Consider the following 22,595-nt stretch of genomic DNA (forward strand, 5'->3'; position numbering starts at 1 on the left):
CACAGTATATCATTGGCAAGTTGAAGAAGGTGATTTTGTCATATACATGCAACTTGAAATAGTGACTTCTGCATGAATACCTGTTGCAAGCATTCCTTGATCATGGCGAAGGCGCTGTACTCCATTTTCTCTTTCTTCCACCGTCTTGAATCCGATTGAACGGTTGTTGAAATGTGATACAATCATGAGCGTGATATATAAAACGAGGGGGACGTAGGAGAAGATGGAAGCAGATACAATTCAACGCGAACGTTTACGTTTGAAAAAAATGGACAAAAAGGAAAAACTAGATGAATGGCATCCAAAGAAGATTGCTTTAGCAAATGAATGGATTGAGAATGAGCAAACACAAATGAAGCGCCCAATCATACGAGGAGCTATTTTCACTTGTGAACTCGGAGAAAATATAGGCACAGAACAAAATGGAGAGCGACCGGTGCTTGTTATTTCCAATGACTGGATTAACCGTACATCTGGAAGCGTTAAGATAGCTCCTCTGTCGACAAAGTTAAAAACAAAAACGATTACAGATCGAAAAGGAAAAACCAAGGTAGTACCTCGTTTAAAGACACATTACTTTCTTCAAAAGGAAGTGTATCCGTTTTTAGCGCAGACTTCCGCGGTAAAGGTGGAAGAATTAACGACCGTCAACAAAGTACGATTAAAACAACATATCGGCAATATAAACGATGATGACTTAAATAAGATTATGAACCGTGTAAAGTGGGTATTTGACCTGTAACGAACTTACAGCGTATTGACATTTCCCTAGTTTTTTTCTATACTTAGATTACAAAATAAGTTGTCTGTCTCGTCACAGACTATTTCACACGTAAAAAAACGTGGATTCGTTTGTTTTTGCAACGGAGAGGAGCCTAAATGGTTCCTCTCTTTGCATATTACCGTCAATAGAATCATAAACTAATGATAAGTTGCCTGCCACGTCGCAGGCCATTTCACCTCGTTAGCGGGGAAATCATCGCTTTTGCCCCAGTACTTTAGTGCTGGGGGTTCATATTTTTCGTCTCCCTGCATTGTTTCGGACAAGCAAAGAATAATAAATGGTCATTGATTAGCCGAATGGATCAGTTACAATTCCTCCGTACACGAACAATTTAGTCTTTTTATTTTTCATCCTTCCTATTCGAGCAAAAATCCCCTGCTTACACCAATGATTTTTTCCGTCTTTTTCTCATATTTATGCTATAATATTCCTTGAATTTTGTTTTGTTGAGGGAGCATATATGGGGAGAGAGAGAAAAAAGCGATGGTTGTACGTCTTGTTTGTCATGTTGCCGTGTGTCATCGGCAGCGTATGGATTTTGCTTTGGCAGGACGAACAACAGCAACAACAGTTGCTTGAAGAAACGAAACTGTTTGCAAATATACATAAAAATGATTTAGACCGTTTTCTAATGGAAACGACCGTTCGCCTTGAAACGTTAGCGTTCGTTGTAAGCAAACATATTGCGACATTAAAAAAGGAAGAAATAAACGACATATTGCAACAAATGCAAAAACAAGACGTTCGTTTTCAACGCATTTCGTTCGTTTCTGAAAGTACAAATGCGACGATGCGCTTAGCGAAACTGACGAAACAGACGATGATCGACAGCAATCGGATACCGACAATTATCACGCCGATTATCAATGAGCAGACGAACGAGACGGTTGGCTTTTTCGTGGCGGAGTTGCGCACAGAGTATATGAAGCATCGCATGAAAATCGTTTATCCGAACACTTCTTTTCGTTTATATGATGAACATGGAGCGGTTCTTCTTGCGACAAACAAACTTCAAGCATCACAACAAACGGTAAGCGTTCATTTAAATCAAGCGCCATGGACGATTGAAGCGAACGTGCCGCACGTCAATATGAAACAAAAGATACAAGCTTCCCTTCCTTATATCTTGTCGCTTATTGTGATCATCCATATTATTTGGTTGTTCATTCAATATTCGCTATTAAAACGGCAAACGATCGTCGAACGAATGGAAACGGAAGCGCAAAAGCTTGAGCTCATCGGTACACTTGCCGCAAGCACGGCGCACGAAATTCGCAACCCGCTCGCTGGCATTAAAGGGTTTATTCAACTATTAAGTGAAAAACATAAAGATAACGAATCACAACTTTATTTTTCCGTCATTCAAAACGAAATTACACGCATTAACGATATCGTCAACGAATTTTTAATTCTCGGCAAACCGACGGCACAAAAGCTCGAAATGTGCGATTTAAATCATATCGTCCAAAGCATTCATCCGATGATTGAGTCGCAAGCGCATTTCCATAACGTCATCTATTCGTTTCAACGTGCAGACGTACCGCTTCCGATTCGTTGTTCGAAAGACCATTTGAAGCAAGTCGTCTTAAATTTAGCAAAAAATGCGATAGAAGCGATGCCGCATGGTGGCGAACTGACCATTTCTCTCGAAAAACAAGGAAACTTCGGCATATTGCACGTCAAAGATACAGGAATCGGCATTCCGAAACATGTGAGCGACAAGCTATTTCAACCGTTTGTCACGTCTAAACAAACAGGGACAGGGCTTGGGCTCGTCGTATGTAAACGCATTATAGACATGCACGAAGGAACGATCGACATTCATAGCATAGAAAAGAAAGGAACGACGATTACTGTTCGTTTTCCGTTAGGAGGATGATTATGGTCGACATGCTGATCGGAAGCACGCTATCTGCGCTAGCCACAGGAGCTGGCGCTGTTCCTATTTTGTTTTTGTCGCGCTCGCTAACACATCAATGGCGCGACATGTTGCTCGCTTTTACAGCAGGTGTCATGATGGCCGCGTCCATGCTTGGATTAATTCCAGAAGCGCTTTCTTCCGGAACGTTTCTTGCCTTAACAGTTGGATTGTGCGTCGGTGTGCTCGCCTTAACGTTTCTTGAAAAAATCGTGCCGCACATCGATTTAGCGCATACTGAAAGCGGCGTAAAAATGGACAAAAAAGCGTTGCTTGTGCTTGCGGCAATTACGCTTCACAACATTCCAGAAGGACTATCTGTCGGCGTGAGCTACGCTTCCGGCGAACAAACGCATATTGGCGATTTAATTGCGCTTGCGATCGGCTTCCAAAACGCGCCTGAAGGATTGCTCGTTGCGCTTTTTTTATTTAACCAACATATTTCAAAAGGAAAAGCGTTTTTGATGGCAACAGGGACAGGAATGATTGAACTTGTCGCTTCCGTCATCGGCTTTTATTTAACGTCTGTCGTCGATGCGCTCGTCCCTTACGGATTAGCGTTTGCGGCTGGAGCGATGTTGTTTATTATTTATAAAGAATTAATTCCTGAAAGCCATGGCGATGGGAATGAACAATCGTCAACGTACGCTTTTATTATCGGACTATTAGTGATGATATTTTTAATTGAAACATTTTAAAGGATGATCCACATGTCGAAATATTATATGCTTCTTTTATTGACAAGCGCATTATGGGGAGGAAACTTTGTCGCAAGCAAATTGCTTGTCGCTCACGCCTCCCCACTCACGTTGACGTTTATTCGCTGGACGATCGCAGTCCTTTTTTTATTTCCGATCGTTTTAAAAAAAGAGCGATCGATCCGCCTACAAACGCGCGGCATCGTTCCTTTGATTGCGATGGGGCTTTCGGGCGTTGTGTTGTTTAACGTGTTGATGTTTCAAGCGCTTCGCTATACGTCAGCGGATCATGTCGGTTTAATTTCGACGTTAAATCCGATGGCGATCGCGCTCGTTGCCTATGTCGTCTATCGTGACAAACTGACGTTACGACAATGGCTCGCGATGATCGTTTCACTGATCGGCGTACTCATCGTCATGACGCACGGGCAATTGCATCGTTTAGCGGATGTAAACATCGGCGATTTATGGATGATCGCAGCGGTCATCATGTGGGGCGTTTATTCGGCTTGTGCGAAGGCGGTAATGACATCGTACTCTCCGCTTGCGGCGACGTTTTGGTCTGGCGTATTTGGGGTCATCGGATTGTTGCCGTTTCTTTCTTCTTTTTCCGTTCATGACGTCAACGTCTCCTTTTCGCTTGCGCTTTTATATACGAGCGTCGGGGCGACGGTGCTTGCGATGTTTCTTTGGAACGTCGGCGTCAAACGGGTCGGTGCTACGACAGCAGGCATGTTTTTAAATTTTAATCCGCTTTTTACTGCCTTATTTGCATACATACTGCTTGGGGAAACGTTGACGTTGCCCCAATGGATCGGCTCATTCGTCACCATTGCAGGCGTCATATTGTTTACAAAAAAATAGAAGGGGCGTTATTCCCCTTCTTTTTCTTCATATGGATGGGCAACCCAACCGGATGGATCGATAAATAACCGAACCGCAACGACTTGACGATCGTCCATTAATGTAAAGAAATGTGGATTTCCTTCTGGCACGGAAATGACGTCTCCTGCTTCAAGTTCCACGTCAAAATATCCTGTGTTTTCGTCTCCTTTAATGACGAAAATGCCATGTCCTGCGACGATTGCACGCACTTCATCTTCCGTGTGCGTATGCACTTGTTCAAATTTTTTCAATAGCTCTTCTAAATTTGGTGTTTGTTCGCAGAGGGCAACAACGTCCCACGCTTGATAGCCTCTTCGCTTCGCTAAATCTTCAATTTCGGATTGAAACGCGGCTAAAATGTCCGCTTTTTCTTCGTCTGTTAATACAAATTTGTTTTGCAGATGCGTTGGAAGTTTACTTGCATCCCAATGTTCGTACAACACACCTTGCTTATTTAAAAACGCAGCGACATTTTCCTTTCCTTCAATCACTTCTCCTGTATTGCGCACTTTAATCACTGCCATACTTACTCCCCCTTATCGTTTTAAAAGTAATAATTTGACGTGGTACTGACATAAAAACTCGCACGCTTCTAGCCATTTTTTCGCTTCAAACGCATCTTTTCCCCAAACGGTAATGCCGTGGTTGCGAATAAGTACCGCCCCGTTACTTTCATGCACATGTTTGGCAAATTCATTCGCCAACGTCGGAATATGGGCGAAATTCGGAATAATCGGAATGCGAAATACCGCATCTTCTTCCCATAACCCGAACGCTTTAATGATTTCTTGATTCGTAAAAACGACTTCTCCTTCATCGCCGTACCATTCGGAAATGACGTTGTTGTCAACGGTATGCACATGCAAAACGCAGCCAGCGTTCGTTTTGTTGTAAATGTGGACGTGAAGAAGCGTCTCTGCTGACGGTTTGAGAGACGTCGCTTCCGCTGGCTGTCCGTCGGCACCGACGAGTAAAAAATCTTCCGCCGTCTCTTTTCGTTTATCTTTGCCGCTTGCAGTGACAAGAAACGTGAGTGGCTCATCGCTCACTTTGAGCGACAAATTGCCGCTTGTTCCCATAAACCAGTCGCGCGCCGCTAGTTCTCGTTTCACCTCCGCAAGCTCTTCCCATTTTTTTTGCCTCATGCGATCACCTCGCTTTCTTTTAACGCATCGATGACATCATAAAACGTCGTAAACGGCGTATGCGGTAAATGAAGCTCACGGCATTTTTCAAGCAAAAAGTCGCGGGCGATGACATGATCCGCTAATTTTGCCGCCGCTAAATCGGTAATCGAATCGCCAATGACGATCGTTTTCGCCCCTTTTGGTGCGAGTTTACGAAGAAGAGACGGCTTGCAACAGCCGCATTCATTTTGACAATGTTCATCGCATGCATACGGCCATGTAATTTGAATCGTTTCGCCGCGAAAGTCCGCGCGATTGCAAAAAATGCGTTCTTTTTCAATGAACCCGTCTAACAACGGATAAACGAAAAAATCGATGCCACCGCTGACGATATAAAGCGGCATATGTTGTTGTTTCGTCCATGCGACAAACTCGGAAAATCCGTCGCGAATGCGGGCAGTGTCAAGCAAAAATTGCACAATTTCTTCTTTCAATGACGACGGCAAAAGGGAAAACATGCGCCCAACGCCTTGTTGTACGGAACATCTTTGCGCAAGTATATCGTCTTTGATCGCTTCCCACTCCGGTGGGGCGAACTGTTTCATCACCGCAATAATGTTATCGTTTAACGTAATCGTCCCGTCAAAGTCGCAAAAAATGACAGGCTTCATGATGCGCTCCCCCATAAATGAAGCGCTTGTCGCAACGGTTCGTTTTCTTTTGCCGCTTCATGAAGCGAACGCCCTGAAAGCACCGCTTCGACTGCCGCTCGAAACGCTTGCCCGCCGCCAACCGCTCCGGCTGGATGACCGTGCACCCCGCCGCCTGCGTTAATGACTGAATCGATGCCAAAATCGCGAACTAAAAGCGGCACAAGTCCCGGATGAATGCTGGCCGATGGGACAGGGAACGCGCGGACGAACGGCTCTTCTTTCGTCAGTTCGTCGGCAATCGCAAGCGTCTGTTCTTTTTCAAGCGCTACGCTTCCGTACGGAGATGGGAAAAGCGAAAAGTCCGCTCCTGACATGCGCAACAGTTTGCCAAGAAGAAGCGCATAGCTCACTCCATATACGTGCGATGAAGCGATCGCGCCGCTAAATGACGGATGCGCCATGATCGGCAAACGAATGTCATCGTCTTCGCGAAGCGCTTGCAATACATCAAGCCCGTATGTAAACACGTTAAACAACAACACGTCCGCGCCGAGCTCCGCCGCCCGCTTCGCTTTTTCTTTTAGCTCAAACGTTTTCCCTGTTAAATTGACCGCATATAACGTCCGATGCCCTGTTTGTTCGTACACGTCTTGTAACGCTTCTTTTCCTGCGACGATGCGCTTTTCAAACGGCGTCAAGTCGTTTTCAAACAAAATTTCATCGTCTTTCACAAGATCGACACCGCCGAGCGCTTGCTGTTTTAATTGCTCGGTCACATATCGCAAATCGCGACCGATCACCGCTTTAAAAATGCTCATGACAAGCGGACGGTCAAAGACGCCAAGCTTTTCACGAATGCCATCAATGCCAAAGCGCGGACCAGGAAATGCTCGTTTTAATTCGTCAGAAAACGTCAGGTCAACAAGTTTAATCGTTCCATCAAGCGACAATTTGCCAAACGTCGTCGTCAAAATCGCTGGAAAATCGGCACTAAAATTGACGCTCGGATACGAAATGCGCACGAGCGCCCGTTTGAATCGCTTCCCGAAATACGTATTGACCCGCTCATCTTCCTCAAGCTGTTCAATCGATTCTACAACCCCTTTATGTTTTTTTAACTGTTCTTGTTCAAGTTGCGGCAAATCGGTCCACGATCCTACCGTAAGACCAAGCGCAATCCCTTCCGCTTTTTTCGCCAAATCTTTGTCATCATGAATCAAATATGTTGCCGTAATCATCGTATCACTCCTTTACAAATAAAAAACCTCTTCATAAGAAGAGGCTAATCGTTCGTCTCTTCTTATCTCTCAGCTGATTGCTGCGAGAATTAGCACCGTGCTTAACGTTCGTTAAGTCGGTTGCCGGGCTTCATCGGGCTCGTCCCTCCGCCTACTCTTGATAAGAATTCGCAATGTATGAAATTTTTTGAATGGTTCGTTTTTCATAAATTTAATTCGAATTATGACAGCAGTCTCTCATTTTGTCAATGATTTTTTAAAAAAGTTGCAATCGTCCGATTCGTTCTGCTACTTCTTTCAGCCGTTCTTCGCTTGTCAACAGCCCTGTGCGCACATATCCTTCCCCATGCTCTCCAAAGCCGATGCCTGGGGCAACGGCGACATGTGCTTGTTCAAGTAAAAGATTGGCAAACGTTTCGGACGTATATCCTTTTGGCACCGGAAGCCACGCAAAAAAAGAACCTGCTGGCGCTTGCACGTTCCAGCCGATGTCGTTTAATGCACGAATAAACGTATTCCGTCTTGCTTCATACGTGGCGACAAGCTCATCGACGCATTGTTGCGACTGTAAAAGCGCGACCGCTGCCGCTTCTTGAATGGCGCCGAACATGCTCACATACAAATGATCTTGCAAAACGTTAATCGCTTCGATCATGCTTTCGTTGCCGACCGCAAAGCCGATGCGCCATCCTGCCATATTGTACGTTTTTGAAAACGTATAAATTTCAATGCCAACGTCTTTCGCCCCTTCGACTTGTAAAAAGCTGACCGGCTTTTTCCCGTCAAACCCGATCGCCCCATACGCAAAATCATGCACGACAGCAATGCCGTATGTTTCAGCAAACGAAACGGTTTCTTTAAAAAACGATTCCGTTGCTGTCGCACCTGTCGGGTTGTTCGGATAGTTTAAAAACATCAATTTCGCTTGACGAACGACGTCTTTGTTTAACTCCTCATAATCGGGCAAAAAGTCGTTTTCCGCCCGCAGCGGCATCATTTCCATGCGCGCCCGCGCAAGCACAACGCCCGACCAATAGTCCGGATAACCGGGATCGGGAACGAGCACGACATCGCCGGGGTTTAATAAACAAAGCGGCATTTCAACGAGCCCAGCTTTGCCGCCAAATAAAATGGCGACTTCTTTTTCTGGATCAATGGTTACCCCATACTCCCGTTTGTAAAACGTCGCTACCGCTTCTTTCAAAAACGAATACCCGCGAAACGGGGAATATTTATGGTACGCTGGCTTTGCGACCGCCTGTTGCATTGCGTTTACAATATGAGCAGGGGTCGGCTGATCCGGATTTCCTTGCCCAAGATTAATGACGTCATGCCCTTCAGCAATGACCGCATTGACTTTTTGAACGAGCGAAGCAAAAAATTGCTTCGGTAGTTGCTGTAACAAGTTCGATTGCGGAAATGTTTTCATTTTTCGCACACCTACTTCACAAAAAGGTTGAAATTCTAGTCATGTATCATATATCGTAAAAATCAAAATGTAAAGAAAATTTTTCGAGGTGAATGAAATGAATATCGCTTGTATACAAATGGACATTGCGTTTGGAGCGCCTAAAAAAAATAAACAAACGATCGTGCGCTACATGGAACAAATGGCGCGTGACGTCGACGTCGTCGTATTGCCAGAACTATGGACGACAGGATACGATTTAACGAGATTAACAGACATCGCCGACGAAAACGGCGAAGATACAAAAACGTTTCTTTCCTCGCTTGCGCGCACGTACGATGTGCATATTGTCGGCGGATCGGTAGCGAAAAAAACAGACAAACAAATGACGAATACGATGTATGTCGTCGACCGAAACGGTCATGTCGTTAGCGAATATAGTAAACTTCATTTGTTCAAATTGATGGATGAACATATGTATTTACACGCTGGGGAGACGTTACACGTTTTTCAACTCGCTCACACGACGTGCGCAGGCGTCATTTGTTATGACATTCGTTTTCCAGAATGGATTCACACCCATGCGCTTCACGGAGCCGAAGTGCTATTTGTCGTCGCGGAGTGGCCGCTTGCTCGCCTTCATCATTGGCGTACGTTATTAATGGCGAGAGCGATTGAAAACCAATGTTACGTCGTCGCCTGCAACCGCGCTGGAAAAGACCCGAACAACACATTTGCTGGTCATTCGATGATCATCGATCCGTGGGGAAACGTGCTCGCTGAAGGGGACGAACAAGAAACGGTCATTGCGGCGAATATTGACATAAACGAAGTGCAACATGTGCGCGGACGCATCCCGATTTTTGCTGATCGTCGCCCAGACGTGTATAAAATTTTTGAAAAAAAGGATTGACAAACGAGCATGAACCGATGTATGATTCGAATCAAGCGAATTCACGAAACTTTTTCACTGTTAAAAACATTCAAATAACGATAAACACTCTTATCAAGAGCAGGTGGAGGGACGAGCCCGATGAAGCCCGGCAACCGGCGATGACGCACGGTGCTAATTCTTGCAGCAGTAGGCTGAGAGATAAGAGGTGCGAAGCAAACTTCAAACCTCTTTCATTCAGCGAAAGAGGTTTTTTATTTATGTCAAGGGAGGAATTTGTATGTACGAACCGTTAACAGAACAAAAAGCGATCGCCCTTGCTGTTCGGTTAGGGCTTTTTGGAAAAGATGCTCTTCTTTCATGCAAAGAAATTGGCGATGGCAACTTAAATCTCGTGTTTCGTATCGTCAACGAGCGCACAAACGACAGCATCATCATCAAACAAGCGTTACCGTATGCGAAAGTCGTCGGCGAAAGCTGGCCGCTCACGTTAAAACGGGCGACGATTGAAAGCCAAGCGTTGCGCACTTTCGCAAGCTACGTCCCTCAATACGTTCCGAAAGTATACTATTCTGATGAGTCTTTAGCGATTACAGTGATGGAAGATTTATCGCATTTACAAATTGCTCGTCGTGGGTTCATCGAAGGAAAAACATTTCCGAACATTTCTGAACATATCGGCGAATTTATCGCGAAAACAGCGTTTTACACGTCCGATTTCGGCATGAACCAACAACAAAAAAAGAAGCTCGCACAGCAATTTACAAATCCTGAACTTTGTAAAATTACAGAAGATCTCGTATTGACCGACCCGTTTTTTGACCATGACACAAACAACTTTGAAGCCGAACTTCGCGCAGATGTCGAGCAGCTTTGGCAAGATGACGCATTAAAACGCGAAACCGCAAAATTGAAACGGCGCTTTTTAACGAAAGCGGACGTCTTGCTTCATGGCGATTTACATACAGGAAGCATTTTCGCAAGTGACGATGAAACGAAAGTGATCGACCCAGAATTTGCATTTTACGGTCCAATCGGCTTTGATCTCGGGCAATTTTTCGCTAATTTGCTGTTAAACGCCCTCGCTCGCGATGAACGTGACCGCAAACCGCTCTTTCATCATATCGAAAAAACGTGGGACGTGTTTGTTCGCACATTTTCTGAACTTTGGCGTGAAAGCAATGAACCGTACGCGACCGTTTCTGGCGTGCTTCATGACGTGCTTCGCGATGCCCTCACAGAAGCGATTGGATTTGCTGGCTGTGAAGTCATTCGCCGAACAATCGGTTTAGCGCATGTCGCAGACGTTGACGAATTGTCGCTTGAGCGCCGACTTGATGTGAAACGTCACGCGCTTCGCCTCGGACGCGAGCTGATCGTACAGCGTGAACAATTGCCGATTCATGCGATCAAACAACTTGTGCAACAAACGGTACATGTGAACAGCTAGGAGGAAGACAATGAAATCTGTACAATGGCACGATACACATATTACGATTTTAAATCAACAAGCATTGCCTCATAAGACTGAATATTTAGAATTAAAACATATCAAAGACGTATGGGATGCGATCGTGACGTTAAAAGTGCGCGGGGCGCCAGCCATCGGCATGACCGCCGCCTACGGCTTAGCGCTTGCGGCAAAATCGTATGAAACGAACGACTTAGCGCAATTTCATGCCGAGTTAAAACGAGACCGCGACTATTTAGCTAGCTCGCGTCCGACCGCTGTCAACTTATTTTGGGCGCTTGATCGGCTCATGAAAAGCGTCGCGCAAGCAAAATCCGTCAACGAAGCGAAAACGACGCTCATTCATGAAGCGATTTGCATTCAAGTAGAAGATGAAGACGTATGCCGCCGCATCGGCGAACATGCCCTTTCCCTTTTTCAAGACGGCGATCGCATCATGACGATTTGCAATGCAGGAGCGATTGCGACGGCGCGCTACGGAACGGCACTTGCTCCGTTTCATTTAGCGAAAGAAAAAGGAATGACGCTTCATGCGTACGCTTGTGAAACGCGGCCTGTGCTGCAAGGAGCAAGGCTCACCGCTTGGGAGCTTTCACAAGCCGGTGTCGATGTCACGCTCATTACCGACAATATGGCCGCGCAAACGATGAAAGCAAAACACATTTCCGCTGTCATCGTCGGCGCAGATCGCATCGCCGCAAACGGCGACACCGCCAACAAAATCGGGACGTTCGGTCTAGCCATTTTAGCTAAAGCGTTTCGCATTCCGTTTTACGTCGCCGCTCCGCTCTCAACGATCGACTTACAGACGAAAACAGGCGATGACATTCCGATTGAAGAACGCGCAAAAGAAGAAGTGACGCATATCGGCGGCGTGCGCATCGCACCGGACGTGAACGTCTACAACCCTGCATTTGACGTCACACCGCATGAACTCATTACGGGCATTATTACCGAAAAAGGGATCATTTTTGGCGATTACGCAACAAAACTACCAACATTATTTGAGGGGGTTTTCGCATGAGAAACATATGGCTTGCCTTCGTGCTCATTTTTGCGCTATTAGCCGGATGCACGAACGAACAAGATGCCGTTTCTAAACCGGCGCAACAGCCGAAAGAAGAAACGAAACAAACGAATGAAACAACAGGAGCGGACATTCCAGCCGCGCTAAACAAACCGATTAAAATTGCCGCCATTATGCAAATGTCGATCGGCACCTTTTCATCGCAATATATCGCAGGTGTGAAAGAACAAGTCGCCAAATTTGGCGGCGAGGTGCAAATTTATAACGCGGATAACGATTTAACAAAAATGGCATCGTACGTCGAAACGGCGATTAACCAAAACGTCGATGCGATTTTATTAGATCATGGGCGCGCGGATGCGCTGAAAGCCCCTGTGGAAAAAGCGCTCGCCAAAGGCATTCACGTCGTCGCGTTTGATAATGATTTAAACATTCCGGGTGTCACTGTCATTGACCAAGACGATTACAGCTTAGCATGGAAAACGTTAAAAACGTTAGCGGAAGATTTAAACGGTGAAGGCGAAATCGTCACGATTTGGGTCGGCGGCTTTACGCCGATGGAACGTCGTCACGTCATTTACGAAGCGTTTCAAAAACGATATCCGAACATAAAAGAAGTCGCCAAATTCGGCACAGCGAGCGCAAATACCGCTTTAGATACACAAACGCAAATGGAAGCGATTTTGAAAAAATATCCGAACAAAGGCGATATTGATGCGGTATTTGCGACATGGGATGAGTTTGCCAAAGGAGCAACGCGCGCCATTCAACAAGCAGGTCGAACAGAAATTAAAGTGTACGGCATCGACTTAAGCGATGAAGATTTACAAATGATTCAACAACCAAATAGCCCATGGGTCGCAACAACAGCAACTGACCCAGCGGAAGTCGGGCGCGTGCAAGTGCGCTTTGCGTATCAAAAAATTGCAGGCGAAAAAACGCCAAACATTTATTCACTTGAACCGCATTTAGTCAAACGTTCCGACTTACCAGATCAACAAGTGTCGATGGGCGAACTGCACAACTACATTTCGAGCTGGGGACAATCAAACGTCGCTGTCTCTCCATGGATGAAAACGCTCGAACAACAGGTGAAAAAGCAATGAGCGGGCTTTCCATGAAACAAATCGTCCATTCGTTTGGCGATGTCACCGTATTAAACGGCGTGAACTTCCATGTCCAACAGGGCGAAGTTCACGCCCTTTTAGGTATGAACGGCGCGGGAAAAAGCACGTTAATGAACATTTTAGCCGGCCATCTTCAACCGACCGAAGGAACGATTGACATCGACGGACGGTCGTATACGTTTTCTTCCCCAAGAGAGGCGAAGCGGGCTGGCATCGGACATGTCGTACAAGAAGTGGACGCGGCGTTATTTCCTGCCTTGTCCGTGTATGAAAACGTGCTCGCTGAACAAATTGCTGAACAATCGAACAAGTTGTTTTCAAAAACGAAAAAGCGGGCATTTGTTTTCCAGCTGCTTGAGCACGTCGGTTTAGCGCATGTATCGCCTGATGCGCTCGTTCAAACGTGCACGCTCCATGAAAAACAGCTCATTTTACTCGCCCGCGTCCTTTCTTCTTCCGCTCGCTATATTATTTTAGACGAGCCAACCGCTTCGTTAAGCGAACAAGAAACGGAACGACTATTTTCGATGATCGAACAATTAAAAGCACAAGGTGTGTCGTTTATTTATATTTCGCATAAATTGCACGAAGTCAAACGCATTTGCGACCGGATGACGATTTTGCGCGACGGCCATGTCGTGTATGAAGGTGATGTGTCGCTACCGACGGAACAAATCGTGCGCCATATGGTCGGACGGCAACCAAAAACGCGCAACACTTTTGCGCGGGAAAAAAGTGGCGAAACGATTTTTGAAGTGAAACAACTATACATTCCGAAAACGAAAACGACGGTTGATTTACGTGTACAGCGCGGGGAAATTGTCGGCATTGCCGGCATCGTCGGCGCGGGAAAAACAGAATTAGCAGAAAGCATCATCGCTCATGTGAACACGACAGGGGAACGCATCGTGCGCGGGAAAAAACAGACGTGGACATCGCCAAAAGATGCGATTGAAGCAGGCGTTTGTCTTATCCCAGAAGAGCGCCGCAAACAAGGGCTATTTATGAACGAGACGGTAGAAAAAAATTTAACGGCTCGTCTATTGTCAAACATTTCGAAATGGAAATGGATAAACAAACGCCGCGAGCGCACGATCGCCACATCGCTCATTTCATCGTTACATATTCGTCCATCCTCGCCGACCGCACTGGCGAAAAACTTAAGCGGCGGCAATCAACAAAAAGTCGTCATCGGCAAATGGCTACAAACGAATAGCGACGTATTTCTTTTTGACGAGCCGACAAAAGGCATTGATGTGCATGCCAAAGAGGAAGTATTTTCGATCATTCGCTCGCTTGCTGAGGAAGGAAAAGCGATCATTTATTTCACGAGCGAGTTTCAAGAGCTGCTAAATATCGCACATACGATTTATGTGATGGTCGACGGTCGTTTCATAAAAAAAATAGACGCCCAAGAAGCGACATATGAACAGCTCGTCCATGATACAACGGGAGGTGAAATGAGATGAAATTTTTATACAAATACGGAACGATGATCGCGATTGTTGTCGTCATTAGTTTTTTCAGCATCACGCTCGATTCGTTTTTTACGTATGCAAACTTTAGCGACATTTTACGTTCGATTTCCATTGTTACGCTCGTGGCGATCGGCATTACGTTTTCATTAATTGTCGACGGTTTTGATTTATCGGTCGGTTCAACCGTCAGTTTAGCGACCATTGCAAGCGCCTCCGCGCTCGTTTTACATCGTCAAGAGCTTTTCGTTGCACTCATCATTCCGCTTCTTCTCGGCGCACTCGTTGGATTGCTTAACGCCTTTCTCATCATTCGCCTTCGCCTGCCTGATTTATTGGCGACGTTAGCCGTCATGTATATCATTAACGGCGTGCAATTGACGTATACGAAAGGATTTTCGATTTACAACGACATGCCGCTTCCAGAAGGCGGAACGGCGCCGGGAAAATTTATTCCATCGTTTTTATTTATCGGACAAGGAGAGCTGTTTGGCATCCCATTTTCTGTGTTGCTTATGCTTTTTGTCGTCGTTTGTGCTCATCTTTTTTTAACGTATACAACATTCGGACGCTTGTTTTACATGACGGGCGAAAATCGCGAAGCAGCAAGGCTCACCGGCATTCCCGTCGATCGTTACCGCACGGCTGCGTATATCATTAGCGGCCTGTTCGCTGCTTTAGGCGGCATTGTTCTTGCTTCGCGCATCGGCACCGGACAAGTATCGGCAGGAGCTTCCTTATTAATGGACGGCGTCGCTGCCGCCTTTATCGGCTTTTCCGTCTTTGGCGCAGGCAAACCGAACGTCATCGGCACGCTGCTTGGTTCGATTTTAATCGGGGTGTTGTTAAATGGGCTGACGATGATGAACGTCCCGTACTACGCCCAAGATATAATCAAAGGAACGATTTTAATTTTCGCACTCGCGTTGTCCCATATCGTAAAAAAGTAACCCACCTTACGCAAGGTGGGTTTCAAACGTTCGTTCTTTTTCTACTTTTTCCATTAGTTCATCAATGAGACGAATCACTTCCGTAGATGCTTGCTCTAGTTCTTTCAGTTGCGCTTCGGCACCTTTTATATCGCCTTTGGCGTACGCTTCCGCTGCTTTTTTCGCCGCGACGTGCACACGTTCATGAGGCGCATCAAGCTTTTCATACGCTGGCGTGCCTTGCAGATGTTTTTTCGTTTGTTCATCGAAGTACCATTTTCCTAATCGGCATTGATGGTGAGAAGCGACATCTTCGGGACGAACGTTCTCGTAACCGATAATCATATTGTAAATGCGCCATTTCCATAACAAATGGTCCGTTTTCGCTAAATGCAATAACGCTTTCGCAGATAGCTTCACGCTACTTTCATTTACCATGCTTAAGCGAAAACGATCAATCGCTTGACTTAGCGCATGAACCGTCTTTCCTGTTTTTTCACCAAGCTCGCGAATATATTCTGTTAATGAGGCGATCGATGCCATACGGTTTGCGATTTCATCGACAGCCGCTGCTTGTTGTTCAGCAACCGCTGCGTTCGTATTTGTACTATCTTGAATGTCGCCCATCGCCGATACAATTTCATTTAGCAATGGCATCGCTTCTTGCGCTTGCTGAACGGCTTGACGAATCGTCGATGACGTCGAATAAATGGCCGATGATACTTCCGATGAAATCGTCCGCAACTCTCCGACGTTTCGTTGCACTTCTCCGAGCGATTGCACGGTATGATCAGCAAGCTTCCGAATTTCTTCCGCGACGACGGAAAATCCTTTTCCGTATTCCCCTGCACGCGCCGCCTCAATCGAAGCGTTTAACGCAAGTAAATTCGTTTGATCCGCAATGCCGTTCACGAGCTGCATCACTTTTTCAATCGCGCTTAAATGCTGTTGTAAATGTTCAAAACGGTCAACCATGTTCGTAAACTGTTCGGACGTTTCCATAATTTCTTCGAACGCTTCCGTCATCATTTGTTGCCCTTTTTCCGCCCGTTCAACCGATGTCGTCGTTTTTTCGGCGATGACTGTCGCTGCGTGCGCCACTTCCGAAACGGCCGTCGTCATTTCTTCTGTCGCCGCCGTCACCATTTGCACATCGCTATTTTGTTGGTCGAGCGCTTGCAGTAAATCTTTAATAAACATAATTTCCGCATTTTGTTCCATCAACACCGCTGTTCCGCTTGCGATTTGTTCCATCATCGTTTCCGTATACACTTCAACGAGAAGTTGTTGCTCGATATTAATGGCCCGCTGCAACGTTTCCATCAACGTTAAACAACGTTTCGGCGCAAGTGCCGTTTTCGATAACAACGTCGTTAAAATAAAGAAATTCAAATGATTAAAGGCAACGATCAATTTTCCGACGTTCACTTTTTGTTTGCGCAACAAATGGAAAAAGCGAAGCGATTCATCGACGTACGCGCGGTTGCGTTCCATCGTAAAAAAGGCATCGATATACGCTTCCACGCGCGCTTCAGTAATCACATTTGTCGCTTCTGGCTGCACTTGCTGAAGCCCCTCATAAAGAAGATGAACGATTTCTTTTTTATGCGGTGCAATAAGTTCATCAATTTGTTTTAACTTTGCGAAATCTTCTGTCGTAAAATGGTTGTATGATAATGTGTCGTTAAATCGTCCTTCAAACGAATAGTCTGTCCCTTTTTCAAGCAATTCGTTCAATGAAGGACGAAGGCGCTTAAATAACATGCAATTCACCTCTCTAGCTGTCTTGACATATACGCACATTATACTATATTTGTTTATTGCATGTCATTAGTAACTGGTAGAGTAATATAAAACGTCGTACCAACGCCCACTTCGCTTTCAACATCAATGCGCCCGTGATGCTCTTCAATAATCTTATAGCTGACCATTAAACCGAGCCCCGTTCCACGCTCTTTCGTCGTATAAAACGGCTCCCCTAATTTTTTTATTTTCTCTTTTGGAATGCCGCTTCCTTCATCGCGGATGGCGATGCGTATGCCTTCTTCGACACGTGAAACAGAAACGGTAATCGTGCCGCCGTTTGGCATGACTTCAATCGCATTTTTTAATATGTTAATAAACACTTGTTTTAATTGTTTCGGTTCGCAATAAATAAGCGGAACTTGTTCATACGTCGCTTCAATTTGAATGTTATGCATCGTCGCCTGCACGCTTAATAAATCGACCGTTTCTTGCATAATTCTCGCCACGTCGCCCCGTTCATAATGAATCGCTTGCGGTTTCGCCAACACGAGAAATTCGGTAATAATCGACTCAATACGCTTTAATTCTGACATAATGACGTGGAAGTACATATTGTGTTGTTCGCAATCATTGCCGATACTTCCTTGCAATAGTTGAATAAATCCTTTTAACGCTGTCATCGGATTGCGAATTTCATGAGCGATGCCTGCTGCGAGTTGCCCGACGACGTTTAACGTATCTGACTTGCGCAACTGTTCTTCCATTTCTTTTTTCTCGGTCATATCGCGCATCATCATTAGCCCGACATGTTCAATAATGTTCGGCTTAAACGATAATTCCACAATTTTTTTCTTTCCTTCTCCGTCAATGATACAAAATTCTTCTTCCTCTCCGTCGTTTAACCACGTTTGAAATTTCATTAAATCGTTGCTGCCGATAAACTCATGCATACATTTTTCAAGCAGCTGTTCTTTTTGAAGCGAAAAAATACGGCATGCCGCAGGGTTGGCATCAAAAATGCGCTGCTGATCGTCAATCAGCACGATGCCGTCCATCGCATGATTAAATACGCTGCGAAACTTTTGTTCTTGTTCGCGCAACTGCTTTTCCATTTTTCTTCGTTCACTGACGTTGCGAAAAATCGTTAAATGGTAGCCGTTAATAACGCCCTTTTTCGATGTAAATTCAAGCTGTTTTTTTTCGCCATTCGGCATATGAAACGTCAGTTCATCGCGAATTTGCCCAACGCGGAAAAATTGACGCAACACGTCGCGCACTTTTTTATTTTTTCCATCCATAAACTGCAATAAGTTCGCATGAACGAGATCGTGAAGCGGCAGCTCAAACGTACGGCTAGCGGCCGGATTCGCGCGCAAAATGTTTCCAAAATCGTCGCAAATAATAATGGCTTCGTGCGCTTGTTCAAAAATGGCGCGAAATCGTTCTTCGCTTCGCTGTAAGTTAATTTCCATATTTCGTTTTTCTGTCACGTTGCGCATAATCGCCATAAAAAATCCGCTATGCACGTTCGCTGTCAACGTCAATTCAAACAACTTTTGCATGCCGTCGCCTAAAATAAACGGAAGCTCGCTTGATACCGTTCCGTTTCGTTTTAACGTAAGCAACAGTTGATCGAATAAATCGTGATATTCAATCGGAATAAATGTTTGTATTGAAAGTTTAAACAACTCTTCTCTTTTTACGTTGACACTCGCACAAAAGGAAGGATTTGCGTCAATGAAGCGCCCTTGTCCATCAAAAATGACGATGCCGTCGCCTGCGCGATTAAACAAATCTTTAAATAACGTTTCGTTAATCGTTCGTTCACGCTCAAGCGCTTTTTTCGAGGAAATGTCGCGGATCATATATAAATCAAATTGTTGCTCTTGATGGCGACGCATAAATAATTGCACATGCTTCAATTCGCCATCGGCTAGACGAATAACGAGTTCATCATCGTACGCCCCAAATTTACGCAACATTTGCTTTTGAAATTGGAAAATATGTTCAGGAACAAGGTATGTATATTCTTGAAATTTTTTTCGTAACAGTTGTTCTTTTGGCGCACGAAACAAACGGCACGCCGCCTCATTTACTTCCACAAACGTCCCGTCATCTTTTACAACAATCATCGCATCCGTCACTTGTTGCAACATGAAATGATACCGACTTATTCGCTCATCGATCGCTTCTTTCTCTTGTTTCGAAAGTTGAACGAATGCAGACTCCTCCATCATGCTTTCTTTGAAACTCAAACGCTTTCCCTCCCCACTACTCCCTCTCCATATTTATCATGTATATTCGCCACATATATTTTCATTCCTTCTTAACATTCTGAAAATTTTATTAATCTGATCGGAAATAAAAAAAAGAGCAGCGAATGAACTGCTCAACAATCAGTAATGACGATGTATGTGGCTTTCATCGGTCCGTGCACCCCAACGACTAAATTCATTTCAATATCTGCCGAGTTGCTTGGGCCTGTAATGAAATTGATACATGACGGAACATGTTTTTGTTCACGAATGATGCGCGCCGCTTGCGTCATCCGTGGAACGATTGTACTTTTCGGAATGATCGCCACGTACGTTTTCGGTAAAAAGCTAATCGTCCGCCCTTGGTTGTGATGATTAAGCAACACGACCGTTCCAGATTCCGCCAGCGTGATGTCGCTAAATGTCATGCCGACGTTCGCCTTTTCTGCCGCTTCGATGTTTGCTCGTCCGAGTGATACGTCCCAGACGTGCACATCTTCTCTTTTTAAAAAGGAAGATAACCCGACTTGTTCATATCGTTCATCGTTTGCGACAACAATCGGTCCGCCGCCATGTGCATCAATGACTTGTTCGATCGTTTGCTGAAGTTCAGCGGTGTTCGTTTCCACGAGCGTCGTATGAATGCGGGTACATTGCTTTTTTAACTCAGCGAGTAACTCGTCTTGACTATATCCTTGAAATACCGTTTGTTGCGGCGCATGTTTCCATTGTGGACGTTCGACAAATGTCGGCATGTCACGTCCAAGACGAGAAGCGAGACGTTGTAAAAAAGCTTCCATTATTCATCCCCCCTTTGTTTGAACCAATCGCGAAACCGTTCTTTTTCAGGCGCTGGAAATTCACGAATATCCGTCCATGCTTTTAACGGTCCTGGCCCTTTCGAAATGCGGTCGTTTACTGTAAACGGATGGACAGCTGTCGGCGCAATTTTTGAACCGAGTTTATACAACATGGACGATGCCGCACCAAGTCCGAACGCTTTCATCGCTAACTTTTCGGAAATCGGCGCTTTTCCTTCCCGTTCAACAATCGTTTGCCGATGTTTTAACAACAGTTCATGGAGCGGAATTTTGACCGGACATGCTTCTGTACAAGCGGCACATAACGTCGATGCATACGGCAATTCTTTATAGTCGTCATAGCCGCCAAGAAGCGGTGACAATACCGCTCCAATCGGTCCGGAATAAATCGAACCGTACGAATGTCCACCAATATGACGGTATACCGGACAAACGTTGACGCAAGCCGCGCAACGAATACATTGCAACACCGGTTGAAATTCCGTTCCTAAAATATCGGAACGCCCGTTATCGACAATGACGAGATGAAATTCTTCCGGTCCGTCCACTTCTCCTTCATCGCGCGGACCTGTTAATACGGTAATGTAGCTCGTTAATTTTTGTCCGACGGCGCTTCTTGTAAGCAAGCTGACGAGCACTTCCATTTCTTCAAACGTCGGTACGATGCGCTCCATTCCCATGACCGTAATTTGTGTTTTCGGTAAAGCGGTCACTAAATCGGCGTTTCCTTCGTTCGTCACTAACGTGATCGAACCCGTTTCCGCAACCGCAAAGTTGCATCCTGTAATGCCGACATCTGCCGTCATATATTCATGACGAAGCATATGGCGCGCATGAAGCGCCAGTTCTTCTGGCTTTTCTGTTTTTGTATACGCCAGCTTTTCTTGAAATACGTCGCGAATTTGTTCTTTATTTTTATGAAGCGCAGGCGCGACGATGTGCGATGGTGGATCGTGGTCATCGACTTGCAAAATGTATTCGCCAAGGTCTGTTTCAATGACTTCGCAACCGAGCTTTTCAAGAGCAGCGTTCATATGAATTTCTTCTGTCACCATCGATTTTGATTTCACAATTTTTTTCGCTTGTTTGCTTTCGACGACGCGGCAAATGTAATCGTTCGCTTCTTCTGCTGTTTGCGCAAAAAACACATGCCCACCGCGCTTTTTTACATTTTCGCTTAATTGCATTAAATAATAATCTAAGTTTTCAAGCGTATGTTTACGAATTTCCTCCCCAAGCGCGCGCCATTGTTCCCAATTGCCAAGCTCCGCTGCTGCTTCCAATCGGCGCGTGCGCAACCGTTCTTGCGCTCCTGCCACCGCTCCGCGCATAAACGTATTATGAATCCCTTTTTCCACTCGCTCGTGAAATTCTCCCGTGTTAATTTTCATCGCCATATGAATCCCCCCTTTTATCGGCTATTTAACACTTCGGCGATGTGCATGACGCGAATCGGTTTGCCTTTTCGCTCGATGCGCCCGCCGATGTTCATTAAACAGCCGCAATCGGCCCCGATTAAATAATCCGCTTCGACTCGTTCAATACATTCCATTTTTTCATCGACCATTTGTTCCGAAATCGGTCCCATTTTGACAGAAAACGTACCGCCAAATCCGCAACAATTGTGCGCGTTTGGAAGCGGCACCACTTCAAGATCTTTCACATGTTGCAAAAGCGTAAGCGGCGCATCTTTTACGCCAAGTAAGCGCGTCATATGACATGACGTATGATACGTCGCTTTTCCTTTTAACCGCGCCCCGACATCTTCCACTTGTAGCACATCGACGATAAATTGCGTCAGTTCATACGTTTTATCGGCCACGCGTTTCGCCCGCTCTTCCCATTCCCCGTCGCCTTTAAAAATGTGCGGATATTCTTTAAACATCGTCGCACACGAACCAGATGGCGTGACGATATATTCGGCATGTTCAAATGTGCGAATCATATGTTTCATCGCTTCTTTCGCTTCTTTTACATAGCCGCTATTGTACGCCGGCTGTCCACAGCACGTTTGCGCTTCTGGAAAATGGACCGTACAGCCAAGCCGCTCTAATAGCTCGACTGTCGCTTTTCCGACGTTGACGTGAAACAAATCGACTAAACATGTAACAAATAATGTGACGTTCATTCCCCGATCCCCT

General features: G+C 45.4%; 20 protein-coding genes and 2 riboswitches. Of the genes, 10 read left to right on the forward strand and 10 right to left on the reverse strand.

Going from position 1 to position 22,595, the window contains the following annotated elements; all coding sequences use genetic code 11:
• Nucleotides 1-223: 223 nt before the first annotated feature.
• From K1I43_RS01870 to K1I43_RS01885, 4 genes are all read left to right on the forward strand, one after another.
• Entirely contained in the window at nucleotides 224-742 is a 519-nt protein-coding gene (locus tag K1I43_RS01870) for a type II toxin-antitoxin system PemK/MazF family toxin (RefSeq protein WP_019417270.1), read from the forward strand.
• A gap of 502 nt (nucleotides 743-1,244) precedes the next feature.
• The gene (locus tag K1I43_RS01875; RefSeq protein WP_019417269.1) at nucleotides 1,245-2,663 is read left to right on the forward strand and encodes an ATP-binding protein; all 1,419 of its coding nucleotides are present in this window, start codon (nucleotides 1,245-1,247) and stop codon (nucleotides 2,661-2,663) included.
• 2 nt (nucleotides 2,664-2,665) lie between these two features.
• On the forward strand, nucleotides 2,666-3,400 hold the full coding sequence (locus K1I43_RS01880) for a ZIP family metal transporter (protein ID WP_026011593.1): 735 nt from the start codon (nucleotides 2,666-2,668) through the stop codon (nucleotides 3,398-3,400).
• Nucleotides 3,401-3,412: 12 nt separating this feature from the next.
• Nucleotides 3,413-4,264: a DMT family transporter gene (locus tag K1I43_RS01885; protein WP_009362525.1), complete on the forward strand. Its 852-nt coding sequence runs from the start codon at nucleotides 3,413-3,415 to the stop codon at nucleotides 4,262-4,264.
• A gap of 8 nt (nucleotides 4,265-4,272) precedes the next feature.
• On the opposite strand, the gene K1I43_RS01890 is transcribed toward K1I43_RS01885, so the two are convergent.
• The 5 genes from K1I43_RS01890 to K1I43_RS01910 all read right to left on the reverse strand — a co-directional run bounded on the left by K1I43_RS01890 (nucleotide 4,273) and on the right by K1I43_RS01910 (nucleotide 8,732).
• The gene (locus tag K1I43_RS01890) at nucleotides 4,273-4,809 is read right to left on the reverse strand and encodes a 1,2-dihydroxy-3-keto-5-methylthiopentene dioxygenase (RefSeq protein WP_009362524.1); all 537 of its coding nucleotides are present in this window, start codon (nucleotides 4,807-4,809) and stop codon (nucleotides 4,273-4,275) included.
• Between the two features lie 12 nt (nucleotides 4,810-4,821).
• The gene (locus K1I43_RS01895; protein ID WP_009362523.1) at nucleotides 4,822-5,430 is read right to left on the reverse strand and encodes a methylthioribulose 1-phosphate dehydratase; all 609 of its coding nucleotides are present in this window, start codon (nucleotides 5,428-5,430) and stop codon (nucleotides 4,822-4,824) included.
• Entirely contained in the window at nucleotides 5,427-6,083 is a 657-nt protein-coding gene (locus K1I43_RS01900; protein WP_033383316.1) for a 2-hydroxy-3-keto-5-methylthiopentenyl-1-phosphate phosphatase, read from the reverse strand. Before K1I43_RS01900 ends, K1I43_RS01895 begins: the two co-directional genes overlap by 4 nt.
• A complete protein-coding gene (mtnW, locus tag K1I43_RS01905) occupies nucleotides 6,080-7,303 on the reverse strand; it encodes a 2,3-diketo-5-methylthiopentyl-1-phosphate enolase (protein ID WP_019417266.1) in 1,224 nt (407 codons plus the stop codon). The genes K1I43_RS01900 and mtnW overlap by 4 nt, the downstream gene beginning before the upstream one ends.
• A gap of 59 nt (nucleotides 7,304-7,362) precedes the next feature.
• Nucleotides 7,363-7,470: riboswitch (SAM riboswitch) on the reverse strand.
• An 89-nt stretch (nucleotides 7,471-7,559) separates the two neighbouring features.
• On the reverse strand, nucleotides 7,560-8,732 hold the full coding sequence (locus K1I43_RS01910) for a pyridoxal phosphate-dependent aminotransferase (RefSeq protein ID WP_019417265.1): 1,173 nt from the start codon (nucleotides 8,730-8,732) through the stop codon (nucleotides 7,560-7,562).
• 97 nt (nucleotides 8,733-8,829) lie between these two features.
• On the opposite strand from K1I43_RS01910, the gene K1I43_RS01915 reads away from it, so the two are divergent.
• The 6 genes from K1I43_RS01915 (at nucleotide 8,830) to K1I43_RS01940 (ending at nucleotide 15,653) form a co-directional block, all read left to right on the forward strand.
• Nucleotides 8,830-9,624, forward strand: coding sequence for a carbon-nitrogen family hydrolase (locus K1I43_RS01915; protein ID WP_033383314.1), 795 nt, complete (start codon nucleotides 8,830-8,832; stop codon nucleotides 9,622-9,624).
• Between the two features lie 87 nt (nucleotides 9,625-9,711).
• Nucleotides 9,712-9,811: riboswitch (SAM riboswitch) on the forward strand.
• A gap of 72 nt (nucleotides 9,812-9,883) precedes the next feature.
• Nucleotides 9,884-11,053, forward strand: a complete 1,170-nt coding sequence (gene mtnK / locus K1I43_RS01920; protein WP_026011592.1) for an S-methyl-5-thioribose kinase — start codon at nucleotides 9,884-9,886, stop codon at nucleotides 11,051-11,053.
• Between the two features lie 10 nt (nucleotides 11,054-11,063).
• Entirely contained in the window at nucleotides 11,064-12,098 is a 1,035-nt protein-coding gene (gene mtnA, locus K1I43_RS01925; protein WP_019417262.1) for an S-methyl-5-thioribose-1-phosphate isomerase, read from the forward strand.
• Nucleotides 12,095-13,207 carry a sugar ABC transporter substrate-binding protein gene (locus K1I43_RS01930; protein WP_019417261.1) on the forward strand — a complete coding sequence of 371 codons (1,113 nt, stop codon included), beginning with the start codon at nucleotides 12,095-12,097 and terminating at the stop codon, nucleotides 13,205-13,207. Before mtnA ends, K1I43_RS01930 begins: the two co-directional genes overlap by 4 nt.
• Nucleotides 13,204-14,697, forward strand: a complete 1,494-nt coding sequence (locus tag K1I43_RS01935) for a sugar ABC transporter ATP-binding protein (RefSeq protein ID WP_020424529.1) — start codon at nucleotides 13,204-13,206, stop codon at nucleotides 14,695-14,697. The genes K1I43_RS01930 and K1I43_RS01935 overlap by 4 nt, the downstream gene beginning before the upstream one ends.
• The gene (locus K1I43_RS01940) at nucleotides 14,694-15,653 is read left to right on the forward strand and encodes an ABC transporter permease (RefSeq protein ID WP_019417259.1); all 960 of its coding nucleotides are present in this window, start codon (nucleotides 14,694-14,696) and stop codon (nucleotides 15,651-15,653) included. The genes K1I43_RS01935 and K1I43_RS01940 overlap by 4 nt, the downstream gene beginning before the upstream one ends.
• Before the next feature lie 6 nt (nucleotides 15,654-15,659).
• On the opposite strand, the gene K1I43_RS01945 is transcribed toward K1I43_RS01940, so the two are convergent.
• From K1I43_RS01945 to K1I43_RS01965, 5 genes are all read right to left on the reverse strand, one after another.
• Entirely contained in the window at nucleotides 15,660-17,396 is a 1,737-nt protein-coding gene (locus tag K1I43_RS01945) for a methyl-accepting chemotaxis protein (protein ID WP_019417258.1), read from the reverse strand.
• A gap of 53 nt (nucleotides 17,397-17,449) precedes the next feature.
• On the reverse strand, nucleotides 17,450-19,615 hold the full coding sequence (locus K1I43_RS01950) for a PAS domain-containing sensor histidine kinase (RefSeq protein ID WP_033383321.1): 2,166 nt from the start codon (nucleotides 19,613-19,615) through the stop codon (nucleotides 17,450-17,452).
• A gap of 152 nt (nucleotides 19,616-19,767) precedes the next feature.
• Nucleotides 19,768-20,433, reverse strand: a complete 666-nt coding sequence (locus K1I43_RS01955; RefSeq protein ID WP_019417256.1) for a LutC/YkgG family protein — start codon at nucleotides 20,431-20,433, stop codon at nucleotides 19,768-19,770.
• Entirely contained in the window at nucleotides 20,433-21,851 is a 1,419-nt protein-coding gene (locus tag K1I43_RS01960) for a LutB/LldF family L-lactate oxidation iron-sulfur protein (protein WP_019417255.1), read from the reverse strand. The genes K1I43_RS01955 and K1I43_RS01960 overlap by 1 nt, the downstream gene beginning before the upstream one ends.
• 14 nt (nucleotides 21,852-21,865) lie before the next feature.
• Entirely contained in the window at nucleotides 21,866-22,582 is a 717-nt protein-coding gene (locus K1I43_RS01965; RefSeq protein ID WP_019417254.1) for a (Fe-S)-binding protein, read from the reverse strand.
• Nucleotides 22,583-22,595: the final 13 nt, after the last annotated feature.

Source organism: Anoxybacillus sp. ST70 (assembly GCF_019553625.1).
Taxonomy (GTDB): domain Bacteria; phylum Bacillota; class Bacilli; order Bacillales; family Anoxybacillaceae; genus Anoxybacillus; species Anoxybacillus gonensis.